Source organism: Nonomuraea sp. NPDC049269, from assembly GCF_043197155.1.
In the GTDB taxonomy this organism is placed as follows: domain Bacteria; phylum Actinomycetota; class Actinomycetes; order Streptosporangiales; family Streptosporangiaceae; genus Nonomuraea.
Window position 1 is genome coordinate 1,818,674 of sequence record NZ_JBICSO010000001.1, and the last position, 17,798, is coordinate 1,836,471.

15 protein-coding genes are annotated in these 17,798 nt (G+C 67.7%); 10 read left to right on the forward strand and 5 right to left on the reverse strand.

All coding sequences use genetic code 11. The annotated features are described in order from the left end of the window. The first annotated feature begins 216 nt into the window (after nt 1–216). Genes ACGFNP_RS08445 through ACGFNP_RS08480 form a run of 8 tightly spaced genes read left to right on the forward strand, consistent with a single transcriptional unit; the run spans nt 217 to nt 8,686 of the window. The gene (locus ACGFNP_RS08445) at nt 217–1,521 is read left to right on the forward strand and encodes a helix-turn-helix domain-containing protein (RefSeq protein WP_358318665.1); all 1,305 of its coding nucleotides are present in this window, start codon (nt 217–219) and stop codon (nt 1,519–1,521) included. An 11-nt stretch (nt 1,522–1,532) separates the two neighbouring features. After that, a complete protein-coding gene (locus ACGFNP_RS08450) occupies nt 1,533–2,861 on the forward strand; it encodes an extracellular solute-binding protein (protein WP_358318664.1) in 1,329 nt (442 codons plus the stop codon). Nucleotides 2,862–2,863: 2 nt separating this feature from the next. Further along, nucleotides 2,864–3,769, forward strand: a complete 906-nt coding sequence (locus ACGFNP_RS08455) for a sugar ABC transporter permease (protein ID WP_358318663.1) — start codon at nt 2,864–2,866, stop codon at nt 3,767–3,769. After that, nucleotides 3,766–4,659, forward strand: coding sequence for a carbohydrate ABC transporter permease (locus ACGFNP_RS08460; RefSeq protein ID WP_358318662.1), 894 nt, complete (start codon nt 3,766–3,768; stop codon nt 4,657–4,659). The genes ACGFNP_RS08455 and ACGFNP_RS08460 overlap by 4 nt, the downstream gene beginning before the upstream one ends. Before the next feature lie 5 nt (nt 4,660–4,664). Beyond that, nucleotides 4,665–5,756, forward strand: a complete 1,092-nt coding sequence (locus ACGFNP_RS08465) for an ABC transporter ATP-binding protein (protein WP_358318661.1) — start codon at nt 4,665–4,667, stop codon at nt 5,754–5,756. Nucleotides 5,757–5,791: 35 nt separating this feature from the next. Next, the gene (locus ACGFNP_RS08470; protein WP_393316246.1) at nt 5,792–6,718 is read left to right on the forward strand and encodes an acetylxylan esterase; all 927 of its coding nucleotides are present in this window, start codon (nt 5,792–5,794) and stop codon (nt 6,716–6,718) included. 4 nt (nt 6,719–6,722) lie between these two features. Continuing rightward, entirely contained in the window at nt 6,723–7,568 is an 846-nt protein-coding gene (locus tag ACGFNP_RS08475) for an acetylxylan esterase (RefSeq protein WP_393316249.1), read from the forward strand. Continuing rightward, a complete protein-coding gene (locus ACGFNP_RS08480) occupies nt 7,565–8,686 on the forward strand; it encodes an aminotransferase class V-fold PLP-dependent enzyme (RefSeq protein ID WP_393316252.1) in 1,122 nt (373 codons plus the stop codon). The genes ACGFNP_RS08475 and ACGFNP_RS08480 overlap by 4 nt, the downstream gene beginning before the upstream one ends. A gap of 603 nt (nt 8,687–9,289) precedes the next feature. On the opposite strand, the gene uvrB is transcribed toward ACGFNP_RS08480, so the two are convergent. The 5 genes from uvrB to ACGFNP_RS08505 all read right to left on the reverse strand — a co-directional run bounded on the left by uvrB (nt 9,290) and on the right by ACGFNP_RS08505 (nt 14,845). Next, nucleotides 9,290–11,398: an excinuclease ABC subunit UvrB gene (gene uvrB / locus ACGFNP_RS08485; protein WP_358318657.1), complete on the reverse strand. Its 2,109-nt coding sequence runs from the start codon at nt 11,396–11,398 to the stop codon at nt 9,290–9,292. A 343-nt stretch (nt 11,399–11,741) separates the two neighbouring features. Further along, nucleotides 11,742–12,542, reverse strand: coding sequence for a hypothetical protein (locus ACGFNP_RS08490; protein WP_393316255.1), 801 nt, complete (start codon nt 12,540–12,542; stop codon nt 11,742–11,744). Between the two features lie 223 nt (nt 12,543–12,765). Continuing rightward, nucleotides 12,766–12,999, reverse strand: coding sequence for a helix-turn-helix transcriptional regulator (locus ACGFNP_RS08495; protein ID WP_214637574.1), 234 nt, complete (start codon nt 12,997–12,999; stop codon nt 12,766–12,768). A 71-nt stretch (nt 13,000–13,070) separates the two neighbouring features. Next, a complete protein-coding gene (locus ACGFNP_RS08500; RefSeq protein WP_393316258.1) occupies nt 13,071–13,925 on the reverse strand; it encodes an ABC transporter permease in 855 nt (284 codons plus the stop codon). Then, nucleotides 13,922–14,845 carry an ABC transporter ATP-binding protein gene (locus ACGFNP_RS08505; protein ID WP_393316261.1) on the reverse strand — a complete coding sequence of 308 codons (924 nt, stop codon included), beginning with the start codon at nt 14,843–14,845 and terminating at the stop codon, nt 13,922–13,924. Before ACGFNP_RS08505 ends, ACGFNP_RS08500 begins: the two co-directional genes overlap by 4 nt. Nucleotides 14,846–14,987: 142 nt before the next feature. On the opposite strand from ACGFNP_RS08505, the gene ACGFNP_RS08510 reads away from it, so the two are divergent. Together ACGFNP_RS08510 and ACGFNP_RS08515 are read left to right on the forward strand one after the other, a co-directional pair. Further along, nucleotides 14,988–16,571 (forward strand): SPFH domain-containing protein, encoded by a 1,584-nt coding sequence (locus ACGFNP_RS08510; RefSeq protein ID WP_393316264.1) that lies wholly within the window; start codon nt 14,988–14,990, stop codon nt 16,569–16,571. Then, nucleotides 16,568–17,797, forward strand: a complete 1,230-nt coding sequence (locus ACGFNP_RS08515; protein WP_358318653.1) for an SPFH domain-containing protein — start codon at nt 16,568–16,570, stop codon at nt 17,795–17,797. Before ACGFNP_RS08510 ends, ACGFNP_RS08515 begins: the two co-directional genes overlap by 4 nt. The last annotated feature ends 1 nt before the right edge of the window (nt 17,798 follow it).

Below are 17,798 nucleotides of genomic sequence, written 5' to 3' on the forward strand. Positions count from 1 at the left end.
GGGTCGTGGACCAAGACCGCCACGACCCTCCAGGGGCGCGGGCCGCTTATCTCCCATAGGTCCCCGTTGACCCCACCACACCACTGCCCCTCGGCGGCCAGCTTGTTACTGGGGAATTTCATTGGGCTGATCCCTTGACCTGGGCCCCGGAAGGGGGGAGTTTGGTCGGCATCGGATTTACGAGTCACTTCCGAACCTAGTTCGCAAAGGGGTGTCGTGGCGATTGTGATCGGAGTGGTGACCCACTCGACGCACAGGGAGTTGTTCCGGGAAGCCGCGAACACGCTCGGCGGGGTCGACCTGGAGTGGGTCAGTTACGACCACGAGGACGAGATCCGCGCCAAGGTCGCCGAGTTCCTGAGCACGACCCGGCTCGACGGCTTCCTGGCCGGCCCGGTCCCGTACACGGCCAGCCGCGAACTCCTCCCACCCGACCTCCCGGTCGGTGTGATCCGCTCGTCGGCGCTTGACCTGACCCTCGCGCTCTATCGCGCCCAGGAGCGTGGCTGGGGTCGCACCCCGGTCAGCATCGACACCTTTCCCGCCGAGGCGGTCGAGGCGGTCGCCACCGCGCTCGAACTCGACGCCGACGCCATCGACTGCCTGCCGTATGCCCCCACGCAATCCGTGGAGGACATCGTTGAGTTCCACCGTTCCGCGTACCACCGGTTCGGCGACCGCAGCTACGTGATCAGCGTCCGCGCCGACGTCCGCGAGCAACTGTCCGGCGAGATCCCGATCATGAGCGGCATGCCGGTGCCGGCGACGATCCGGACCGAGCTGCACGAGCTCGCGCTCCGGATCGAGTCCGAGCGAGCCAGCGCACAACGCTTCGCCGCCGGCGTCTTCCTGATCTCGCATTCGCAGGACGAGGAACGGGCCCGGATCGGCCTGATGAATCTGTTGCTCAACACCCCCGAGTTCGCCGGCGCGTGGATCGAGGACCGCGGCCGGCGCGGTGTCGTCGTCTTCGCCCACAAGGCCTTGTTCGAGCGCATCACCCGCAACTGGGTCGCCGTACCCGCGCTCACCGAGGCGGCCACGGCGCTCGGTGCGCAGGTCTCGGCCGGGTTCGGCGTCGGCGCGTCCGCCCGCAACTGTGTGGCCCTGGCCGAACAAGCGGCCGCCCGGGCCGAGCAGGAGGGCGGGCCATGCGGCTACCTGATCGAGGACAGCGGCGTGATCATCGGCCCGATGGGTCCGGTCCGGGCGGCGCTCAGCTACTCCTACCGCGAGCACGGCGACGACATCGAACAGCTCGCGAAGTCCGTCGGCCTCAGTGCCGCGACCGTCTCCCGGCTGGCGGCACTGGACCACGAACTGGAAGGTCGCGCGATCTCGCCCGGTGAGCTCGCCGACCATCTCGGCATCACGGATCAGAGCGGGCGCCGACTGATCCGGACACTCGACGCTGGGGGCCTCGTGAGCGTCGAAGGCACAGCTCAGCACCATCCGAAAGGACGCCCGACGCGTCTGTACCGGCTACGCATCGCCCAAGCGCTACTGCGCCCCTCCCGTTGAAGGGACCCCCCATGGAGTTCAACCGCCGCCAGATCCTGAAGTACGCAGGCCTCGGCCTGGCCCTGCCCGCCGCATCGCCCCTGCTGTCCGCCTGCTCCAACGACAAGTCCGGAGGCTCAGGCGACGGCAGCGTGAAGTTCGAGGGCTGGGACTACGAGGCCGCACTCGTCCAGCAGAACCTCGACAACTTCACCAAGACCAGCAACATCAAGGTCAACTACACCCCGATCACGAGTGCGCAGTACGTGCAGAAGGTCGTCGCCGAGTTCACCGGTGGCGGCGGCCCGGACGCCCTTTACGTGTACGACGATTCCCTCGCGGGCTGGGTCGAGGGGGACTACCTGCAGCCGCTCGACGGCATGCCCGGCGTCGACGAGGTGTACGCCGCGATCTACCCGGGCAACGCGGCCGCGATGACGTACCAGGGCAAGCGCTACGGCCTGCCGTACTACACAGACTCCAACTGCCTGACCTACAACGCCGGCATCCTGGCCAAGGCCGGAATCACGAAACCCCCTGCCAGTTTGGAGGAACTGGAAGCGCAGGCGATCAAGATCAAGAAAGCCGGCCTCCTGCAGTATCCCATCGGCGTGCCGGCGCAACTGTCCGACACCTGGTGGTCCTGGGTGTGGGCGCTGGTCTTCGGCAGCGGCGGCAACATGTTCGACGACCAGCAGGCGCCGATCATGAACACCACTGACACCGTGGTGAAGGACGTCTTCGCCTGGCTGCAGCAGGCGGCGAACAAGTCGAAGGTGATCGACCCGGCCTGCCTGCAGATGACGGCGGTTCCGATCGACAACGCGATGAAGGCGAACCGGTACGCGTACACGATCGGCGCGCGGTACGCGAGCCGCGACTACAACGACGCGACCAAGTCCAAGGCCGCGGGCAAGATCCGGATGGCGCTGGTACCGAGCCTCGATGGCCAGGTGCACGGGACGGTCAGCAACACCCGGCTCTATGCGCTGGCCAAGGACACCGAGGTGAAGGACAACGCGTTCAAGCTGCTCACCTACCTGGGCGGACTCGACGCGAACAAGCAGCCTTACACCGCGAAGTTCTGGTTCCTGCAGCGTGGTCTCGGGTTCGCCTACAAGTCGATGGCGACCGACCCGGAGATCACCGCATCGCTGAAGAAGTTCGCCGACCCGGCGATCTACGCCCACCTGGGCGAGATCGCCAAGCCGCGCAACGTGCTCGGCGTGCCGTGGTACACCGAGTTCGAAATCGAGATGCACAAGGTCGTGCAGGGCGTGCTGAGCAACCAGACGCAGCCGTCCGCGGCGGTGGCGAGCTTGGCGCAGTCCGTTGACGCGCTGAAGAAGAAATACAACTGAGGATGGCTGCCCTCGCCGAACGCCGGCCGCTGGGCGACAACGCCAAGGCCTGGGCGCTGAACGCGCCGGCCATGATCGTGATCGCCCTGCTGGTCGCCTACCCGATCGCGTACTCGTTCTGGGTCAGCCTGCAGAAGAACAACCTGAAGCGCCCGCGGGCGAACAAGTTCATCGGCTTCGACAACTACCAGGCCCTGCTCAGCGATCAGGCCTTCCTGTCCGCGTTGAAGGTGTCGGCCCTGTTCGTCCTCGTGGTGCTCGGGCTGACCGTCGTACTCGCGCTGATCCTGGCGCTGGTGCTGAACGAGCAGTTCCGCGGCCGTGGTCTGTTGCTCAGCCTGGCTCTGTTGCCTTGGGCGATGCCGGGGGTGGTGAACGGCCTGATGTGGCGGACCATCTTCGACGCGAAGACCGGGGCCCTGAACGGTCTGCTGACGCAACTCGGACTGATCGACGACTACCACGCCTGGCTGACGTCCGGGACCGGCGCGTTCCTGTTCACCGCACTGGCCCAGGTGTGGAACACGCTCCCGTTCTCGGTCATCATTCTGCTCGCCGGACTGTCAACGATCCCCTCAGAGTTGTACGACGCCGCCACCGTCGACCGAGCGGGGGCGGTGCAGCGGTTCGTCCAGGTGACGTTGCCGTGGTTGCTGCACCCCCTGCTGATCGTGCTGATTCTCGAGACGATGAACGCGTTCCGCGCCTTCGACACCATCTACGTGCTGACCGGTGGCGGACCGGGGGACGCGACCACCACCATCGCCCTGCTCGACGTGCAGACCGTCCTGACCTTCACCGACTTCGGCCTGGGCAGCGCCTACGCCTGGGTGATCACCGCGATCACCCTCCTGATCTCGGTCGGCTACATCGGCCTGCTCTACCGGAAGGGGAACTTCGAGGTATGAGCACCGTGGTGAAGGTCCCCCTGCGCTACCGAATCCCCTGGAAGAAGATCTTCCTGTACGTGCTGGCGGTCGCGTTCGCGCTGTATCTGGTGTTGCCGTTCTACTGGATTGTCGCGATGAGCTTCATGCACGAGGTGGATGCGATCTCCGTTCCGCCGCACTGGATTCCGGTCCACCCGACAGTGGAGAACTATCTCGGTTTCCTGCATCCGAGTGAGGCCCAGCAACTCGTCGGCGGCCGGGCGATCGACGAGACGCCGTACTCCTTGCGGAACAGTCTGATCGTCGCCACCTCGACGGCGATCCTGAATCTCGTGCTGGCCACGTTCGCGGCGTACTCGTTCTCACGGCTGAAGTTCCGCGGCAGTCAGGTGCTGCTGATGCTCTACCTGCTCACCCGGATGGTGCCGGGGATCGCGATCATCATCCCGTTCTATCTGCTGATGCGGACGTTCGGGCTGCTGGACACCTACCTGGCGCTGATCCTTTCGTACACGACGTTCGCGCTGCCGATCACGATCTGGATCCTGAAGGACTTCTTCCGCTCGGTACCGCGCGAGCTCGAGGAGGCGGCCCGGGTGGATCGGTGCGGCTGGTTCCGGACCATGTGGTCGGTGTTCCTGCCGGTCGCGGCGCCGGGGCTGGTCGCGGCCGCGGTGTTCGCGTTCATGACCGCGTGGAACGAGTTCATGTTCGCGTTGTTCCTGACCAGCTCGAAGGCGGCGAAGACGATCCCGGTGGTGGCGGCGAACTTCGCCACCGACTTCAACACCCAGTTCACCGTGATGGCCGCGGCCGGCGTGCTCGCGGTCGTCCCACCCCTGGTACTGGCCCTGTTCTTCCAGCGCAAGCTGGTCCAGGGCATGGCCGCCGGATCCGTGAAGGGCTGACAGAGATGGCAGAGGTTCGACTCGAAGGCATCACCAAGAGGTTCGGCGGCAAGACCGTGGTGAACGACCTGAATCTGACCATCGAGGATCAGGAGTTCCTCACCCTGGTCGGCCCGTCCGGTTGTGGAAAATCGACAACCCTGCGAATGATCTGCGGCCTGGAACGGGCCTCCGAGGGCAACATCTTCTTCGACGGCAAGCCGGTCAGCTGGCTGCCGGCCAACAAACGCGACGTCGCGATGGTTTTCCAGAGCTACGCGCTCTACCCGCACAAGACGGTCCGGCAGAACATCGGGTTCGCGCTGAAGATGATGCGGGTGCCCAAGGCGACGATCGCCGAGCAGGTGCTGCAGGCGGCCCGGACGCTGGACATCGAGGATCTGCTGGATCGCAAGCCGCGCGAGCTGTCCGGTGGTCAACGGCAACGAGTCGCGCTCGGTCGCGCGATCGTGCGGGACGCCGGTGCGTATCTGCTCGACGAGCCGTTGTCCAACCTGGACGCGCAGCTCCGGGTGCTGATGCGTGCGGAGATCAAGCGGCTGCACGTGGATGTCGCCCGGACCTTCATCTACGTCACCCACGACCAGGTCGAGGCGATGACGATGTCGGACCGGATCGCGGTGATGCGCGACGGCGTGGTCCAGCAGTGCGCGACGCCGGAGGAGATCTACGAACGCCCGGCGAACCGTTTCGTCGCCTCGTTCATGGGCTCGCCGCCGATGAACTTCGTCACCGGTGAGCTGGCCGACGTCGACGGCGTCCGGACCTTCCGCAGCGGCGCTTTGACCCAGGAGCTGGGCCGGTACGACGTTTCGCCGGACGACCCGGCCGTCGTCCTGGGCGTCCGGCCGGAGGACGTGACGTTGTCGCCGACCCCGGTCGCGGGCTACCAGCCCGGGAAGGTGTTCGTGTCCGAGCCGCTCGGTCCGGATGTGCTGGTCACGGTCCGCATCGACGGCGAGCTACTGAAGGCCCGCGTCCCGGTGCCGTTCCGGCTAGGTCATGACAGCACGGTGTACGTCGGCTTCAACCAGAACCGCCTGCACTTGTTCAAGGCCTCCGACGGGACCGCGCTGCACGCACCGCAGCGGGTATAGGCACCGCCCCCGATCCCCCATCGAGAGGAACGCTCTTGAGAAACCCCGAGAACGCGATCGTCGAGGTCGAGCTGCCGGACGACTTCGACGACTTCTGGGCGGCCGGCCTGGCGGACTGCGCGTCGTACCCGCTGGACCCGGTCCTCACCGAAATGCCGTCGCTGTCCACGGGCAAGGTGATTGTCTACGATCTGCGCTACACCAGCTATGGCGGTCTGCGGATCGCCGGCTGGTACACCGTCCCGCGCGATCGGCCGGCTCAGTGCCCGGCGTTGGTGACGATCCCCGGCTACATGTCCGAGCCGACGATCCCGAAGGAATGGTCCGAGCTCGGGTACGCCGCGCTCGCGGTGGCGCCGCGCGGAAAGCTGCGGTCGAACGACGTGTTCAACCCGGGCTACCCGGGATTGCTGACGCACAACATCGTCGACCACAACACGTACGGGTATCGCGGGTTCTACCTCGATGTGGTGCGGGCGGTCGAGGTATTGCTCGATCGTCCGGAAGTCGACAGTCTGCGGATCGGACTGCAGGGGTCGAGTCAGGGCGGTGGCCTCGGGATCTCGACAGCCGCGCTCATGCCGGACGTGATCCGGTGCGTCGCGGCGGGAGCGCCGTACCTGTGCGGGATCATGACCGCGCCGACACTGACCCGGTCGTATCCGTACGAGGAGATCAACGAGTACTTGCGGGTGCATCCGAAGGACGTCGACCGGGTGCGGGAGACGGTCGCGTACTACGACGGGCTCAACTTCGCGCCGAAGGTGCGGGCGCCGACGCTGCTGTACCTCGGCCTCGAGGACGATGTGTGCCCGCCGGAAACCGGGTTCGCGCTGCAGCGGGTGCTGACGTGTGAGACCACCCTGCACGCCTACCCGCACTGCGCGCACCACGCCGGGCTGCCGGGCGTGATGCGGATCGTGGAGGACTTCCTTGCCGAACACCTCACCCCGGGACGGTGAACCGATGGACTTTGACAGCTACTGGTCCGCGGTCGACGAAGAGTTGGCCGCGATCCCTGCTCGGCCCGTGCTCGACCTGGTGCCGGCGCGGACGACGGCCGAGGCGACCAGCTACACCGTGCGGCTCACCAGCATCGGGCCGTACCGCGTCTTCGGTCATCTCAGCATCCCGGCCGGTGACGGGCCGTTCCCCGCGCTCCTGAAGACGCCGCGCTACGGGAGCGTCAACGACATGCCGCACCCGAACGACCGGAGCCGGTACGTCGTGTTCGGCCTGGTGCACCGTGGTCAGCGGCTGGCCGACGAAGGGTTCTCGGCGGCGTACCCGGGATTGCTGACGATGGGCATCGACGACCCGGCGTCGTACATCTATCGCGGGATCGCGGCGGACTGCCTGCGGGCCGCGGAGTTCCTGATGAGCCTGGACGAGGTCGATCCGGCGCGGGTGGCCGTGAGCGGGAACGACCTGGCGGTGCTGACGGCTGCGCGGCGGTCCGGGTTCAGCGCGGTCCGGGTCCCGGAGTTGCTGTTCTACAAGGCGGCAGAGGCACGGCTGAAGTCGAGCCGCTATCCGCTCGAGGAGCTCAACGATCACCTCCGTGCCGGCTCATCGGCGCAGATCGTTGGCAACACTCTTGCCTACTTCGATCCGGTCCGGCATGCGTCCGCGGTGACCGCTCGGACGTTGCTCGCCGTCGACGATCCCGACTGGTGTGCCGCACTGATCGAGGCCTTGCCTGCCGCGAGTGTCTACAAGCTGACCCACCTCGATGGCACCGACAACGACTTCCTGGATGCCTGGCTGGCCGAACACTCCGGCGTACCACCGATGTCGAAGTTCCTCGTATGACCCATCCCTTCGGGGTCCGGCCCGTCATCAACGCCTCCGCGACACTCACCGCACTGGGCGGCTCGCTGATGCCGCCTTCGGTGCTGAAGGCGATGACGGAGGGGGCGGCCCACTTCGTCGACCTGCCCGAACTCCACGACCACGTCGGTGAGCGCCTGGCCGCGCTCACCCGCAACGAGGCGGCCTGCGTGACGTCCGGTGCCGCGGCGGCGATCACCCTCACGGTCGCGTCGTGTGTCGGTGAGCCCGCGCGGGCGTTCCCGGCCGATGCCGAGGTCGTCATGTTCACCGGCCAACGCAACGGCTATGACTACGCGGCCCGCCTGACCGGCGCCCGCATCGTAGAAGTCGGCCCGTCGATCGAGGAGCTCCGAGCCGCCCTGGTCCGACGCCCCGCCTGCGTACTGTGGTTCGCCGGCGCCCACTACGCGGCGGATGCTCTGCCGATCGAGGACGTGATCCGAGTCGCCCGGGAGCTCACCTCGGCTGGCCCGACCCCCGCCGGTCCACCGGCTGTGCCGGTGATCGTGGATGCGGCGGCCCAGATTCCACCCCTCTCCTCGCTGTGGCGATTCACCACGGAGCTCGGTGCGGATGCCGTGATCTTCAGCGGTGGGAAAGGGTTGCGCGGACCGCAGTCCAGTGGGCTGGTGCTGGGGAAGCGGTGGATTGTCGACAGGTGCCGGGCGCACGCGTCGCCGAATCAGCAGATCGGGCGCGGGATGAAGGTCGGCAAGGAAGAGCTGCTCGGGCTGTACGCCGCGGTCGAGTGGACGCTGGAGCAAGACGAGGAGGCACTGCTCGCGAGCTATGAGCAGATCGTCGACCGGTGGATTGCCGGCTTGCGCGGGGTGCCGGGTGTCGTTGCCGAGCGCGGGTACCCGAGTGAGGCGGGCCAGCCGCACGGGCGAGCGGTTGTCCGATTGCTGGCAACCAGCGGCTGGACCCGGGACGGGTTGGTGCGGGCTTTGTGGGACGGGGACCCGCGGATCGCGGTCGGTGTGTCCGGCGTACCCGACGACGCGATCGCGCTGAACCCGCAGACGATCGAGCCGGGGGAAGACCTGGTGGTTCTCGATGCACTGGTTCGGCACCTGAGCTCTGGAGACGGTTCTTAGGGAGGGCCTCGCGGGTGACGGTCTTTGCCTCGTTCACGGTCGTACCCCGTCCGGAACGACAGCGCGCACATGTGCCACCGCACGTCAGGTGGTCGAGGGCCGGGGCCGCAGCGAGGTCTGGGCGCGGCCCCGGCCAGGACCCTGCCGGTCCGGAACGGGCAGGGTCGAATCCGGCAGCGGGCGGTCCTCAGCGGCGAGGCTCCAACTCGTCAGCAACGTTCTCGATCAGCGCGCGAGCCTCGCGACCATAGATCGCCACGTCGGCCAGCTGGGCGAAGGTGCGCAGGTACGTGCCGACTTCGGGAGCCTGGGTGCGCGGGCTTGGGCCGGGGTGGAGCGGCAGGAGTCGGTGCCGGTCTCGATGGTGGTGCCGCCAAGACAGCTCGCTCCGACCAGCCAGCCCGGCGAAGCGTTCAAAAAGGGCGTCCGAGCGGAGCGAGGTCCTTCAGGGGGCGGGCGTCAGCCCGCCTGGGATAACGTCCGGAGCGAAGCGGAGGTCCGTTGCAGGCGGGCGGGCATCAGATGGCCAAGCACCGAATCGGGTAACGGGCGGGGAGAAAGAACGCCCGCAGCAAAGCGAAGGCCCTTCCTCCGGCTGGCCGTCTACTTAACTCCCGCCTCCCGCATGTCCCGCAGCTCCCGCTTGAGCTCCTTGATCTCGTCGCGCAACCGAGCAGCCACCTCGAACTGCAGATCGGCCGCAGCCTGGTGCATCTGCTCGGTCAACGACTCGATCAACGACTCCATCTGTGCCCGGGGCATCTCTCCCGCGATGGTCTTGGCGTGCTGGCCGGCCTGGCGGGCGGCGAATCCGGGCACCGGTGCCTTGCCGCGCGACTGCTGGCGGCCGCCCCCGAGGAGCCGGTCGGTGTCGGCGTCCTCGCGCTGCAACGAGTCGAGGATGTCGGCGATCTTCTTGCGGAGCGGCTGCGGGTCGAGGCCGTTGGCCTGGTTGTAGGCGATCTGCTTGGCCCGCCGCCGGTTCGTCTCGTCGATGGCCCGCTCCATCGACGGCGTGACCTTGTCGGCGTACATGTGGACCTGTCCGGAGACGTTACGGGCGGCCCGGCCGATGGTCTGGATCAGGGAGGTCTCCGAGCGGAGGAAGCCTTCCTTGTCGGCGTCGAGGATGGCCACCAGCGACACCTCGGGCAGGTCGAGCCCCTCGCGCAGGAGGTTGATGCCGACCAGCACGTCGTAGTCGCCGGAGCGCAGCTCGCGCAGCAGCTCGATGCGGCGCAGCGTGTCAACCTCGCTGTGCAGGTAGCGGACCCGGATGCCCAGCTCGAGCAGGTAGTCGGTGAGGTCTTCCGACATCTTCTTGGTCAGCGTGGTGACCAGGACCCGCTCGTCACGGTCGGCGCGCTCGCGGATCTCGTGGACCAGGTCGTCGATTTGCCCCTTGGTGGGCTTGACGACCACCTCGGGGTCGATCAGCCCGGTCGGCCGGATGACCTGCTCGACCACGTCGCCCTTGACCCGGCCCAGCTCGTAGGAGCCCGGCGTGGCCGACAGGTAGACGGTCTGGCCGATGCGCTCCAGGAACTCCTCCCACTTCAACGGCCGGTTGTCGAGCGCCGACGGCAGGCGGAAGCCGTGGTCGACCAGGGTGCGCTTGCGAGAGGCGTCGCCCTCGTACATGGCGCCGATCTGCGGCACGGTCTGGTGGGACTCGTCGAGGACCAGCAGGAAGTCTTCGGGGAAGTAGTCGAGCAGCGTGTTGGGAGCGGTGCCCGCCTCACGGCCGTCCATGTGGCGCGAGTAGTTTTCGATGCCGGAGCAGGTGCCGATCTGGCGCATCATCTCGATGTCGTACGTGGTGCGCATGCGCAACCGCTGCGCTTCCAGCAGCTTGCCCTGCCGCTCCAGCTCGGAGAGCCGCTCGGCCAGCTCCGCCTCGATGCCGTTGACGGCCGCCGCCATCCGCGCCTCGCCGGCGACGTAGTGGGAGGCGGGGAAGATGTAGAGCTCCTCGTCCTCGGTGATGACCTCACCGGTCAGCGGATGCATGGTGGCGAGCTTCTCGATCTCGTCACCGAACATCTCGATGCGTACGGCCAGCTCCTCGTACTTCGGGATGATCTCGATCGTGTCGCCACGCACCCGGAAGGTGCCCCGGGTGAAGGCGAGGTCGTTGCGTGTGTACTGCATGTCGACCAGGCGGCGCAGCAGCTGGTCGCGGTCGATGTCCATGCCGACACGGAGCCGGGCCATGCGGTCGACGTATTCCTGCGGCGTGCCCAGGCCGTAGATGCAGGACACGGAGGCCACCACGATCGTGTCGCGGCGGGTCAGCAGCGAGTTGGTCGCCGAGTGGCGCAGCCGCTCGACCTCGTCGTTGATCGAGGAGTCCTTCTCGATGTACGTGTCGCTCTGCGGAACGTAGGCCTCAGGCTGGTAATAGTCGTAATAAGAGACGAAATATTCAACAGCGTTGTTGGGCAGCATCTCCCGCAGCTCGTTGGCGAACTGCGCGGCGAGCGTCTTGTTGGGCTGCATGACCAGCGTGGGCCGCTGCAACCGCTCGATCAGCCAGGCGATCGAGGCCGTCTTGCCGGTGCCCGTGGCGCCCAGCAGGACGTTGTCCTTCTCCCCGGCCTTGACGCGGCGCTCCAGCTCTGCGATGGCCGTCGGCTGGTCGCCGGAGGGAGTCATCTCGGTGACGACCTCGAAGGGCGCCACCTTCCGCTGCAAATCAGTGACCGGTCGCATGATGCCACTTTAGGCGGCGCCACTGACAGAAACCGTCAGCCGGGTGAGGGGGTACGCCTCTCGCCCCGCTGTGGCTTCTCTGCGCTGGTCAGAGGCTCGGCGGGGACCGCTCTCCTGGTGGCGGTCCGCAGCGCGTCCGGCCGCATGACGATGCCCTTGCCGTCGGCGCTGAGCCCAGGTGCTTTCTCGCGGAGGCAGGGTTGAGGGATATCGGCAGCACAGAAGGCGGCGATATCGGTGGCGGCGGCCACGATGATGTTCCTCGATCCGCCGTTCGCCGGGCCAGATCGCCTCTTCAGCGGTGAACGGACCCTGGGCCTCCTGGGAGAGCTGGGCTGTACGTTCATCCAGCCGTAGGGCGATCGCCGGAGAGGAGGTCGCTGAGCTGTACCACCGTGATCTCGTACTGATCGATGGCGCCGACGCAGCCGGCTACCACTGAGCACTCGAACTTCTCCAGCGGGTTGTCGGCGTCGGCGCCCAGATAGCTGAGGTCCGCGATCGGCGAGGGGTCGCAGAAGCCGCGCAGGTGCGCGCGGAGCGCTGCATCGGCCACAGCGGCGATCCGTTCCTCGCCTTCCGCGTCGATCTTGTCCTCGTAGGGGACGAGGCTTGCGGAGCCAACGCCGATGCCCGTCGCGACTCGGAGAGCGTCCAGGAGTGTGCCGTTGGAGGCGATGCGCGCTTGGTAGAGGCACCAGACGTCCTCCGGCAGGTGCGGCGCGGTCAGGTCGACTCTGTGTCGTTGCAGCAGCTGCCCCAGATCGGCACCGCGGATGAGATCGGAGGAGGGCAGACTCATGGCGTCCACGTCGCGGGCGAAATCCTCGGGAAGCCCTTGCGGGTCCACTCCGAACCATGACTCCTTTGCGTCGAACCGCAAGGGCGCGTAGTCCATCTCGCCGTTGAGGAGGAGATGTTCCATGACAAGTGTTGTTTCGCCGGTCAGCGCGGCTGGGTCCAGCCATGCGGCATCTGTGCGCGCGTCGGTTTCGTAGAGCCAGTTGCCACCGTAATAGGCCGCGTAGGCACCGGCGGGGTCGAAGCTCGGCAACGGACGGCTCAGCAGGACTCCGAAGGCCTGCTCCAGCGACGCCTGCCAGTCGTGGGAGGTGTTCGCGGCAGTGCGGTCATGTGGCGTCATCGCAGCACTGTAGAAGGTCTCGACGACAGTTCCGCCCCAACCAGCCGACCCGGCGAAGCGTTCTTGGAAGGCGGTCCGAGCGGAGCGAGGTCAGGGGGCGGGCGTCAGCCCGCCTGGGAGAACGTCCGGAGCGAAGCGGAGGGCCGTTGTGGGCGGGCGGGCATCAGACGGCCGACCACCCAGACGGGTAAGGGGTGGGAGGCGAAGGCCCTTTAAGGAAAGGTCAGGCAGACCGCTCTCCGATCCGTGGAAACGGCGTGGTGGAGAAGACGATCTCGACCGACACTTCGAAGTATTCGGCGATCCGCAGCGCCAGATAAAGGCTGGGGCTGTATTCGCCGCGCTCCAGATACCCCACCGTCTGGTAGTGCACGCCCAGAGCGTCGGCGAGCTGCCTGCGGGTGACACCGCGTTCGGCGCGCAGCAACGCGATGCGGTTGTAGACGATCTCGCTCATCGCCGCCTATCTTCTCAGCCGACCAACCCATCAGTCTTCTCAGCCGACCAGCCGACCAGCCAATCAGCCAGTCAGCCGATACGTTGCAGTGCTCGGTCGCGGCGCAACTGCATCAGTGAGCCGGCCTCGCGCCGGGCCATCCGGCGCAGGATCGGCGGTGCCAGCAGCAGGCCGGCCACGGACCAGGCGCCCAGTACGCCGACCGTCTCCAGGGTGTGCCAGGAGCCGCCGAGCTCCGCGGCCGCGGCGGAGGCGGGCGACAGCGCCGAGCGCATCCCGAGCCCCAGCCAGTACAGCGGGAACACGTGCGCCAGCGCCTGCAGCCAGCCCGCCAGCGCCGACAGCGGGTAGAAGATCCCGGAAATGGCGGACAAGCCACCGACGGCGAGCATCGACAGCCCAGCAGCCGTCTGCGGGCTGTTGGCCAGCGAGCCGATGATCGCGCCCAGCGGCAGCGTGGCCAGCAGCCCGAGCAGGATCACCCAGGACATGGTCAGCCAGCCGCCCGGCCCGGTGCGCGTCAACGACGGCAGCAGGAACAGCCCGGCCACGAGCACGATCAGCACGCTGATCAGGGTGGTGAGCGACACCGACACGATGCGGCCGACCAGATAGCCGACCATGCCCTGCGGCAGGGCCTTGGCCCGGAGCAGCGTGCCGTCCTCCCGCTCGACGGCCAGCGCGCCGACCGCGCCGAGCAGGGCGTTGAAGGCGGTCAGCATGCCGAGGACGCTGGGCAGGGTGACCGCGGCCAGCGAGAGGGACGTGCCGGGCAGCCTCGCGTCCCGCTGGAAGTACATCACGACGACCAAGGCGATCGAGGTGACGATGGTGAAGCCGACGTCCTGCGGGCTGACCAGGGAGTTCTTGAACTCCGTCCAGCCTCGGGACACCCCGAGCCGGGCGGCGTGCAGCGTTGGGTTCATCCCTCGTCCCTCCTGACGATCGCCATGTAGGTGTCCTCGAGCGTCGCCCGCCGTACCTCCAGATCGCCGACCTCCTCGCCGTGCTGCGCGAACAGGTCGCGGACGAAGCCGGTGGCGTCGTCGGTGGCGTGGACGAAGTGCTCGCCGCCGACGCTCCAGCGCACCTGCGCGTCGCGGGAGACCTGGCGGGCCAGGCGGTCGGCGCTGCCGTCGGCGACGATCTTCCCGCCGGCCAGGATGAGGATCCGGTCGGCGAGCTTCTCGGCCTCGTCCAGGTCGTGGGTGGTGAGCAGGATGGTGGTGTCGTCGAGGTCGGACAGCCGGTGCACGAGGTCGTGGAAGTCGCGGCGGGCCTGCGGGTCGAACCCGGCGGTGGGCTCGTCGAGGAACAGCACGTCAGGGCGCCCGACGATGCCGATGGCGACGTCGAGGCGGCGGCGCTGCCCGCCGGAGAGCCGGGCGACCCGCTTGTCGGCGTGTTCGGTGAGGCCGACGGCGGCCATCAGCTCGTCGGTGGGGAGCGGGCGGGTCCTGGCCTCATCCGAGTACGGCGCGTAGTAGCGGCCGAAGTGGTCGAGCAGGTGGCGGACCCGCCAGCGGCCGTGGTCGCGCCAGGACTGCAGCACCACTCCGAGCCGGGCCCGCCACCGCTCGTCGCCGTGGGCCGGGTCGGTGCCGAGCACGCGTGCGTCGCCGCCGGAACGTAACCGGAAGCCCTCGAGGATCTCGACCGTGGTCGTCTTGCCCGCGCCGTTCGGGCCGAGCAGCGCGATCACCTCGCCCGCGCGCACGGTGAAGTCGACGCCCTGGAGCACCTCCACCGGCCCGTAGCGCATGCGCAGATCACGGACCTCGATGACGGCGGAATCCGCCGGGTCCGCTAAGCCGGAGCCCTCATCCAGCTCCCTCATGACCTTCATCAGATCCCTCCCGATAGTAGGACTACTACATTGGTAGCACACCTGCTATCGATTGCAAGAGGAGTGCGATGACCGCTTGCAAGCGAACAGTAAGTGACACCCGATACGGTCGAATCCGCCCGTAGCGGAAGAGGAAGGTGCAATGTCACGACCCAGAGAGGCATTGATCCAGGCAGGTCAGGGCATAGCCCAAGCGGTCGTTCAAGGCGGTGACATGCGTCAAGCCGTCGGCCAGGCCGTGAACCAGGCGGCGCAGGGCCAGTGGACCGGTCAGGCTCAGGCCCAGGGCTTCACGCTCAACCCGTACGACTTCGCGGCCGCCCGTGACGGCGGCGTGTCGGTGGGCACGCTGATCGAGGCCCGGACGGCGTCGCTGAACGAGGCCGGCGAGATCATCAACCGCAGCTTCGCCGAGAACGGCATGCACGTGATCTCGCCGGTGGTGATCCCCAAGGGCACCACCGCGAAGGTGGTCGTGCCGCTGGGCATCCTGGTGGTGCTCGGCCTGATCGGCGCGCTCGGCAACGTCATTCCCCGGACCGACGTGTTCTTCGGCCCGCACTACTGGGTCGTCCTGATCCTGGCCGCCGCCTTCCTGTGGTGGCGGCGCAGCGTGGTGATGGTGCCCGAGGGCTGCAAGGCGCTGATCACCAAGTTCGGCAAGCTGGTGCAGATCGCCGACCCGGGCCGGGTCACGCTGTTCAACCCGTGGAAGCGGGTCAGCTACATCGTCAACACCACCCGCGAGTACCCGTTCAACGCCCCCATCAGCGAGGCCCCCACCCAGCAGGGCGTCAAGGCGAGCGTCGACCTGTTCCTGCAGTTCAGGATCGAGAACCCGGCGGAGTTCATCTTCGTGCTCGGCTCGGTCAGCGGCTTCCAGTCCAAGCTGCAGAACGCCATCAGCGAGGTCACCCGCTCGCTCATCTACGCCCAGCGGGCCGAGGACATCTACGACCTGGTGGGCGAGAGCACCCTGGGCATGCTGGACAACCTCAACCAGCAGTTCCTGCCCGCCGTACGGCTCACCGACGTGAACATCACGCACGCCGAGCCGTCCAGCCAGGAGTACCGGATGGACCTGGCCGCGCCCGAGATGGTGCGCGTCGCCAAGGAGGCCTACACCTACGAGTACGAGCTGCAACTGCGCAAGGAGCAGAATGAGGGCGACCTGATCAAGGAGCTGGCCGGGCTGCAGGAGACGCTGAGCGCGATCCAGGCGGAGATCGCCGGCTACCAGGCGCGCATGGACACGGCGCTGGAGCGGGCATCCCACCAGGCCAAGGCGCAGGCCAGGCAGCGCCTGGTCGAGGCGGAGTCCTCCGCCAACGCCAACTCGGCGCTGCTGGAGGCGCAGGCGCTGGACATCAGGGCGCTCAGCGCGGCCGAGGCGCCGGAGATCCTCGACTACCGCTTCCAGCAGGACCTGCTGGACAAGCTGGAGTCGGTCGCGACCCGGCTGCCGCAGGTGGTGCAGGTGGGCGAGCACTCCGACATCGACTTCCTGGCGCTGGCCCAGCAGCTGGTCGGCGGCAAGGGGGCGGCGCTGTTCTCGGCGGAGGACATGACCGCGATCCGGGGCCGGTTGGGCGAGATCGGCAAGCGCGTGGAGGGCAGGGAGGCGGAGATCACCGCACTGCTCAGGAAGGTCGCCGAAGAGGTGACCGAGGCGCCCGAGCCCGCGCTCGCCGCCGCACTGCCGACCATCGAGGGTGAGGTCCGATGAGCCGCGAGTTCTCGAAGATCAAGGAGTCGCTGGCCTCCTGGTCCGACATCCGCCAGCTGCTGCGCGGCGGCGAGCAGGGCCAGCTCGTGCCCGTCGTGATCCCCAAGGACCGGCGCGGCTTCGCCTGGATGGCCCTGGTCTTCATCGCCGTCTACTTCGCCGGGATGGCGGCGCTGGGCAACCTCGTCGTGACGGCCGCGCTGGCCGCGGTGTTCTTCCTGGCCGTCGCGCTGGTCTGGATGTGGCGCCGGGCGATCATCGAGATCGAGGAGGGCACCACCGGCGTACGCAGCCGCTGGGGCGCGATCACCGGCACGCTCCCGCCGGGCCGTCACTACCTGTGGCTGCCGTGGGACCGGGTGGACGCGGTCGTCGACACCTCCACCGAGATCCCGTACTCGGCGCCGATCGTGGCCTGCCCGACGGCCGAGAACGTGCCGCTGAAGTCGATCGAGTTCTTCCTCAAGTTCCGCATCGTGGATCCGGTCGCGTTCGTCCGCACGATCGGCGCGGGCAACTTCGACCTGGTGCTGTCGAGCGCCGTACAGGACGCGATCAGGCAGCGCAGCCGCAAGGTCAACACCGAGCGCGCGTACGACCTGCGCGGCTCCGACGTCGGCGACATGCAGGAGGCGCTCAACCGCCAGCTCGGCCGCTACGGCGTGCGCATCACCGGCGCCAACATCCCCGACGTGCAGCTGCCGGACCAGTACCAGCAGCACCTGGCCACCCGCGAGAAGGTGGCCAAGGAGCTGTCGGCCTACGAGCGCGAGTGGGAGCTGACCCGCAAGCGCCGCATCGACACCCTGCTCATGGAGATCGAGCGGTCCAAGAAGACCCGTGACGCCCGCGTGGTCGAGGTCAAGGCCGCGCACAACACCGCGCGCAAGGACGTGGCGCGCATGTTGGAAGAGCAGGAGACGGAGGCCCAGCGGGTGCGCTGGGAGATCGAGGCCCGTGGCCGCGCCGAGCTGACCTCCGCCGAGAACGAGGCCAAGGCCCTGCGCAGGCTGGCCGCCTCCTACCGTGACAACCGGGCCGTGCTGCAGTACGAGCTGGCCCGCAGGCGCCTGGACGTGGGCGCCAAACTGGCGGAGAACGCCCCTCAGCCCCTGGTGGTCCGCACCCAGCAGGGATCCGGCGACTCCGCGCTGTCGACCTTGCTCCTGGCCCAGTTGCTCCCCCGCTTCTCGGGCCATCACAACGGAGAGACCCCCGGGTCATAGG